The following is a 6281-nucleotide window of genomic DNA, read 5'->3' as shown; positions in this document are numbered from 1 at the left end:
CCCGCCACGACACACTACGACTGCACCCGGTCCTGCCCGCCGAACTCGACAGCACCGAGTTCACAGTCTCCTACCGGGGACAACCGATCACCATCACCGTCACCCACAGCCGGGTCACGCTGCGCCTGCACCCCAGCGCCGCACCACCCATCCGCCTCTTCGTCGAGGATGTGGAGCGCACCCTGGGGCCCGGGCAGACCTGGGACGTCCCGCTGCCCTGCGACACCGCGGTTCACATCGAAGCCTGAGATCGCGCGCGGACGTGGAGTCACGCGGGTTCGATCTCCGGAACCGTCCACGCGGCCAGCTCTACCAGCCGCGGCCGGTAGAGCCGGATCAGCAGATTCCAGCCCTCGGGGAGAGGGATGGCGTTGGGCACGGAAGCGTCGTACTCGCCCAGATGGATCGTGGTGGCGCCGTCCTCGTCGGTGACCGCGAACACCGAGTTGACATTGGTGACGCCGCTCGGACCGGGTTCGAAGTAGCCCTCGCCGTTGTAGACGCTCAGCGACCAGAACGCATCAGCCGGAACGTCGCGAAAGGTCATGGAATAGCGGCCGACCGGCAGACCGGGCTCGATATTGAGGTAGGCCGCCTCCGCGTCCGGCAAGCCGCCCCACCCCGCCGCGGTGCCGATCAGGTGATGGACCGGGTCGACCTCCTCAGCGCTGCCGAACGACCTGGTGAAGCCGTTCATCGTCCTGCCCAGCGCCAGCAATGCCTCGCGTACCTGTTGATGGCTGGCACGGTCGTAGTCGGGATAGTCGAATTCTCGCTGCGGCCCGACATCGAGTGTCAGACCGTCCTGGAGCCGGTGCACTTCGGCGAGATCCCGCGCATCGTGGGGGTCGAAGAGGATGCGCGCGGCGATCACGAGATAGTCGGTGCCGAATTCGCTCCGGTTCAATGCGTAGGAGCCGGGCTGGTGGATCACCCGATTGATGTAGTGGTCCTGGTTGATCACCATCACCGACAGATACCGCGTCCCGGCGTCCGGGACGACGAGTGTCGCTCCGGTCTCCGCGATCGAGACGACCGCGACCGAGTACAACGTGTCGCGATTCTGGCGGATGACCGGTTGCTCGTCGAGCGGAGCCAGGTCACGGTCGTGATGGAACACACCGAGCCCGCCGATGATGGGCAGCATCTTCATGATCATCGTGTCCGTCTCGACCCTGGTGAAGTTGTCGACGTCGACCATTGTGCTCATCTGATACTCCTCGCTCGACGGACCGGTGCATGCAGCATCACACTCCCTCGTGCTCTCTCTCCTCACCCGAAAGAGGTGAAAACCATAAGGGGTTCGACGATCAGGTTCGCCGGCGCCACGTATCGTTCGCTGGCTTGATAAGGAGTGCACCGCCCTTCGCCCTCGACTGCGAGCGATCGGCCGGCAGCGTTGCCGAAGTCAGGCCGTCGCCGGCGCCCGGTGATCGATCCACGCGTTGTAGCCGCCGACCAGGTCGCTGACCTGTTCGATGCCCAGCGAGCGAAGCAGTGACGCTGCGACACTCGAGCGCCATCCACCCGCGCAGTGCACCACGATCGGCACCCCGGTAGGCAGCTCACCGATCCTGGAACGCAACTGTGCCAACGGAATGGGCTTCGCTTCGGGGATGTAGCCGAACTCCCGCTCGCCGGGATTGCGGACGTCGACGAGGACGACCCGGTCTGCGTCGAGCAGCTGCCGTAGCCGCTCGACGGTCGTTCGCGGTGCCGCCTGCACGATATCCGCCAGCTCGGCGGGGAAGACTCCGTCGTGGTCGACCGTGAAGTAGCCGACCGCTTCGTCGGACCCGATGCGGGCCAGTCGCAGCGCGGCGTCCTGTTCTTCGCCGGGATAGGCGATCAGTACGATCCGGTCACCGATCCCGGCCACCATTCCGCCGGTTTCGGCGAAGCGGCCGTCGAAACCGACATTCACCGATCCGCGCAGATGCCCGGCGGCGAAATCCTCAGGGGTACGGGCATCGAGGATCACTGTGCCAGAGGCCGATTCGTCCCGAACCTGCCGCGCGGTGAACTCCGGAATCGCACGGTGCGGATCCAGCACCGCGCGGTTGCCCTTGTTGAGGGCCGCGTCGACGTGGAAGTACTCCGGGACCGCCGGCTGGCCGTCGGTGATCAGCGCGACGAAGGATTCCTCGCTCATCGGCCGCACCGACGGATTGGTTCTGCGCTGCTCCCCGATCGTCGAGGTCAGCTCCGCGGACAGGTTCTTCCCGCACGAGGAGCCCGCACCGTGCGCGGGCATGACGATCACCGAGTCCGGCAGGGCCAGCAGAGTCTCGTGGATGGTCCGGTACATCGCTCGCGCGAGGTCGGTGGTGGAGCCGTCGCCCAGGTTGACCAGGTCGGGTCGCCCCACGTCCCCGATGAAGAGCGAGTCACCGGTCAGCACCGCCGTCGGCCGGGCCGTCGGGTTTTCGCGCACCAGCAGGCTGATCGATTCCCAGGTGTGCCCGGGAGTGGACAACACCTCCAGCTCGACCTCGCCCAGCGAGACGCGTTCGCCGTGCGCGAGCCGGCGGATCGGGTAGGCGGTCTCGGCCGCGGCACCGAATCCGATCCACGCGCCGGTCGCCTCGAGCAGTTCGAGATGCCCGGAGACGAAATCCGCGTGGAAATGCGTGTTGATGACGCCTTCGATCGTCAACCCGAATCGCCGTGCGTCGTCGAGATACTCGGTGACATCGCGCCGCGGATCGACGACGACGGCCCGGCCGGTGCTCTCGTCGCCGATCAGGTACGAGGCATGGGACAGGCATTCGAGGTAGTACTGCTCGAGAATCATCACGCTTCCTCCATTCCGCGAACGACACGTGCTCGCTGCCGCTGTGGACAGATTGCCATATACCCCCTAGGGTATGCAAGTACCCCCCGGGGTATCTTTGGTTTCACATTCCCACACTTCCCAGGAGGAGCTCATGTGCTACCCCGTCACCTGTTCGACCTGCAAGAAGACCACGTGGGGCGGCTGCGGATCGCACATCGCCGGCGTGATGAACTCAGTACCCGCATCTCGGCGGTGCACCTGCGAGACACAACCCGACCACACCGGCGACCGTGGAATCTTCGGCCGCATCCTGGGCCGCTGAGCACCCGAGCCGGGGGCACGATGAGCCGCCCGGCCGAGTAACGAGCGGCCACACCGCCTGAGGCGCCGCGCCTCCACCGATTCCCTACTCCTCGGGGCGAATCGCGCCCGAGAATATACCCCCTCCCGTATAAGGAGTCTTGTGTTGAGCAGCAATACCCCAACCGTCGGCGAGCAGACCCCGACGACATCGAAACGCGGGCACGAATCCGCCCCGCCGGGGCGGCCAGGCGGTGCGCTGGCCGGCTGGGGGGCGCGGATGGCCACGCACACGAAGTGGGTTTTCGGTGTGTGGTTGATCGCGCTGGCCGCCCTCGGCGCCGCGGCACCGAGCGTGTTCGACGCCCTGGCGGGCGCGGGCTGGCAAGCCAACGGCTCGGAGTCCGTGCGCGCCCGCGAGCTGGCACAGCAGCACTTCGGCGGGAACTCCTCCGCTGCGGTGCAGGTAGTCGTACACTCCGACACCGCACTGGTGTCCGATCCGGCGGTGCAGGAGGTCCTCACCGAGGCGATCGCCGTATTCCAGGGCGACGACCGCTTCGGTGAGGTCATCGCTCCTCGACCCGGGATGACGATCAGTCCCGACGGGCACACCGGCGTCATGATCGCCGGCGCCGCCGCGAGCACGGACGAGATGGTCAAGGCGGTCGACGAGCTCGGGAGCACGCTGAGCGCACTGTCGACCGACGACATCGAGGTCTACCCCACCGGCGCGTCCGCATTGTGGAGCGAATTCAACAAGGCCAACCACGATGCCATGATCAAGGCGGAGATGCTGTCCTGGCCGGTGACACTGGCGATCATGGTGCTCGCGTTCGGATCACTCGTCGCCGCGGGCCTGCCGCTGCTGCTGACTCTCGCAGGCCTGGTTGCCTCCGCGGGCGGCTTGGTGCTGCTCAATTCCGCCACGCCGATCTCGGTGTGGGCGATGAATTTCGCCATGATGTTCGCCCTGGCGCTCGGCATCGACTATGCCCTCTTCATCGTCGCGAGGTTTCGTGACGCGCTGCGAAAGGCCGCGGATACCCGTGCCGCCGTGGCCGAGACGATGGACACGGCGGGCAAGGCGGTGGTCCTGTCCGGCCTGACCGTGCTGGTGAGCCTGTCCGCGGTGTTGCTCGTCCCCGCGCCCGCGGTGCGGACCATGGCTGTGGGCATCATGCTCGCCGTCGCTTTCGTCCTCGCCGCCACGCTGACGCTGCTTCCGGCGGCATTGGGCGCGCTCGGCCCGAAGATCAACGCCGGATCGTTGCCCTACGCGACCCGCCAGCAACACCGGTCGCCCCGGTTCGAATCCTGGGGCAATCTGCTGCACAGGCACCCGTGGCCCTTCGCCATCGGTTCCCTTCTGGCCCTGACGGCGTTGGCGATCCCGGTACTCGGCCTGAAAGTGGCCATGCCTTCGATTCAAGTCGTGCCCGCCGATGCTTCGGTGCGCCAGGGCTACGAACTGATTCAAGCCCAGATGGGCGAGGGAGCGCCCGGCATGTTCCAGATCATCGGCCCCACCGCCGATGCCGAGGCGATCACCGCCGCCGCGAGGGCAACCGAGGGCATCGCCATGGTCACCCCGCCGATGCCGAGCACCGACGGCTCCGATCTCGTGATGCTCCAGGCGATTCCAGCTGTCGACCCGTCGGATGAGGCGATGGGCGCGATCCTCGATCGCTTGCGCGCCGATCTGCCGACGCGTGCACTGGTCGGTGGCGCCCCCGCGGAGAACCTCGACCTCCAACAAGCACTCGACGACTATCTGCCGGTGATCATCGGTGTCATCCTCGTGCTCGGCTTCGTTCTACTGCTGGTCGCGCTCCAGGCTCCCCTCATCGCCGTCCTCGGAACCGTGGTGAGCCTGCTCTCGACCGCGGCGGCGTTCGGCGTAGCCAAGCTGATCTTCCAAGACGGCCACGGGGCGAGCCTGCTCGGCTTCACCCCGCAGGGCTTTCTGGACGGCTGGGGCCCGGTGTTCTTCTTCGCGATGATCTTTGCGATCGCGATGGACTACACGGTGTTCCTGCTCGCGACGGCGAAGGAGCACTATGAGGAATCAGGCGATCCGAACGTCGCGCATGTCATGGGCCTGGCGCATTCGGGCCGCATCATCGCGGCCGCCGCAGCGGTGATGGTCGCGGTGTTCTTCACCTTCGCGCTCGCCGAGCCGTTGCCGCCCAAGGAGATGGGAATCATCCTCGGCGTCGCGGTGCTGCTGGACGCGGTGTTCATCCGCCTGATCCTGCTGCCGGTACTGCTGCGCTTGACCGGTCACGCCGCCTGGTGGACACCCGCCTGGTTACGCCGCGCGCTGCCGAAGATCAGCTTTTCGCACGGCTGAGGGGTCAGATCATGTGTGGTGCGGATTACCGCACCACACATACCCCCTGGGGTATAGTGGAGTCAGGTACGAGAAAGGAATCGTCATGGTCGGAAACGACGAGAGTATCGCGCTGGTCCTCAACCGGCTGCGCCGCGCGCACGGGCAGCTCGCCGGGGTGATCTCGATGATCGAGAACGGGCGCGACTGCAAAGATGTCGTCACGCAGCTGGCGGCGGTCTCGCGCGCACTGGACAAGGCCGGGTTCAAGATCGTCGCCAGTGGACTACGCGAATGCCTGGCAGGCGACGCCGCCGACGGCAAGGAACCCATGAGTGAAGCCGAGCTCGAAAAGCTCTTCCTCGCCCTGGCCTGACAGAAACCGCAAGCTCCCGACCACCAACCTGGACCGACGAGAACGGAGATCACCGATGAACCTCGCAGTGTCTACCACGTTGACAACATCCTTCGACGAAGCCGTGGCTCGGACCCGAGCGGCCTTGCAGGAACAAGGTTTCGGCGTACTGACCGAGATCGACATGCAAGCCACCATGAAGGCCAAACTCGGCACCGACATGGAGCGGTATCTCATCCTCGGCGCCTGTAATCCGCCGCTGGCGCACCGAGCTGTAGAGGTGAACCGGCAGATCGGATTGCTGCTGCCGTGCAATGTGATCGTGCGCGAGGATCCGGCCGCGCCGGGCACGGTTCACGTCGAGGCAATGAATCCGCAACTACTCGTGCAGGTCACCGATGAACCCGCGCTCGCGCCGATCGCCGACGACGCGGGCCGCCGCCTGCAGTCCGCGATCGATGCATTGACCACCGCCGAAGACTGACCGCGAGAGTGCCGGGCCCGGACGAGGCACCGCA

General features: G+C 66.2%; 7 protein-coding genes. 5 read left to right on the top strand and 2 right to left on the bottom strand.

Annotated features, from left to right (window positions below; all coding sequences use genetic code 11):
* The coding region (locus NI2_RS07605; protein WP_157104655.1) for a glycosyl hydrolase family 65 domain-containing protein at positions 1–248 on the top strand (248 nt) is incomplete at its 5' end.
* Positions 249–268: 20 nt separating this feature from the next.
* Here the strand turns inward: NI2_RS07605 and NI2_RS07600 are convergent.
* Complete coding sequence (locus NI2_RS07600) at positions 269–1210, bottom strand: DUF1214 domain-containing protein (RefSeq protein ID WP_067487815.1); 942 nt, start codon at positions 1208–1210, stop codon at positions 269–271.
* A 198-nt stretch (positions 1211–1408) separates the two neighbouring features.
* A complete protein-coding gene (locus NI2_RS07595; protein WP_067487813.1) occupies positions 1409–2794 on the bottom strand; it encodes an MBL fold metallo-hydrolase in 1386 nt (461 codons plus the stop codon).
* Between the two features lie 73 nt (positions 2795–2867).
* On the opposite strand from NI2_RS07595, the gene NI2_RS35860 reads away from it, so the two are divergent.
* From NI2_RS35860 to NI2_RS07580, 4 genes are all read left to right on the top strand, one after another.
* Positions 2868–3098: a DUF8730 family Cys-rich protein gene (locus tag NI2_RS35860; RefSeq protein ID WP_503826286.1), complete on the top strand. Its 231-nt coding sequence runs from the start codon at positions 2868–2870 to the stop codon at positions 3096–3098.
* A gap of 258 nt (positions 3099–3356) precedes the next feature.
* Positions 3357–5429: an MMPL family transporter gene (locus NI2_RS07590; RefSeq protein ID WP_067487811.1), complete on the top strand. Its 2073-nt coding sequence runs from the start codon at positions 3357–3359 to the stop codon at positions 5427–5429.
* A gap of 85 nt (positions 5430–5514) precedes the next feature.
* Complete coding sequence (locus NI2_RS07585; protein WP_067487809.1) at positions 5515–5784, top strand: metal-sensitive transcriptional regulator; 270 nt, start codon at positions 5515–5517, stop codon at positions 5782–5784.
* 55 nt (positions 5785–5839) lie between these two features.
* Positions 5840–6247, top strand: a complete 408-nt coding sequence (locus tag NI2_RS07580; RefSeq protein WP_067487807.1) for a DUF302 domain-containing protein — start codon at positions 5840–5842, stop codon at positions 6245–6247.
* The last annotated feature ends 34 nt before the right edge of the window (positions 6248–6281 follow it).

The organism is Nocardia ignorata NBRC 108230, assembly GCF_001612905.1.
Taxonomy (GTDB): Bacteria; Actinomycetota; Actinomycetes; order Mycobacteriales; family Mycobacteriaceae; genus Nocardia; species Nocardia ignorata.
This window is presented reverse-complemented; position numbering and strand designations above follow the sequence as displayed.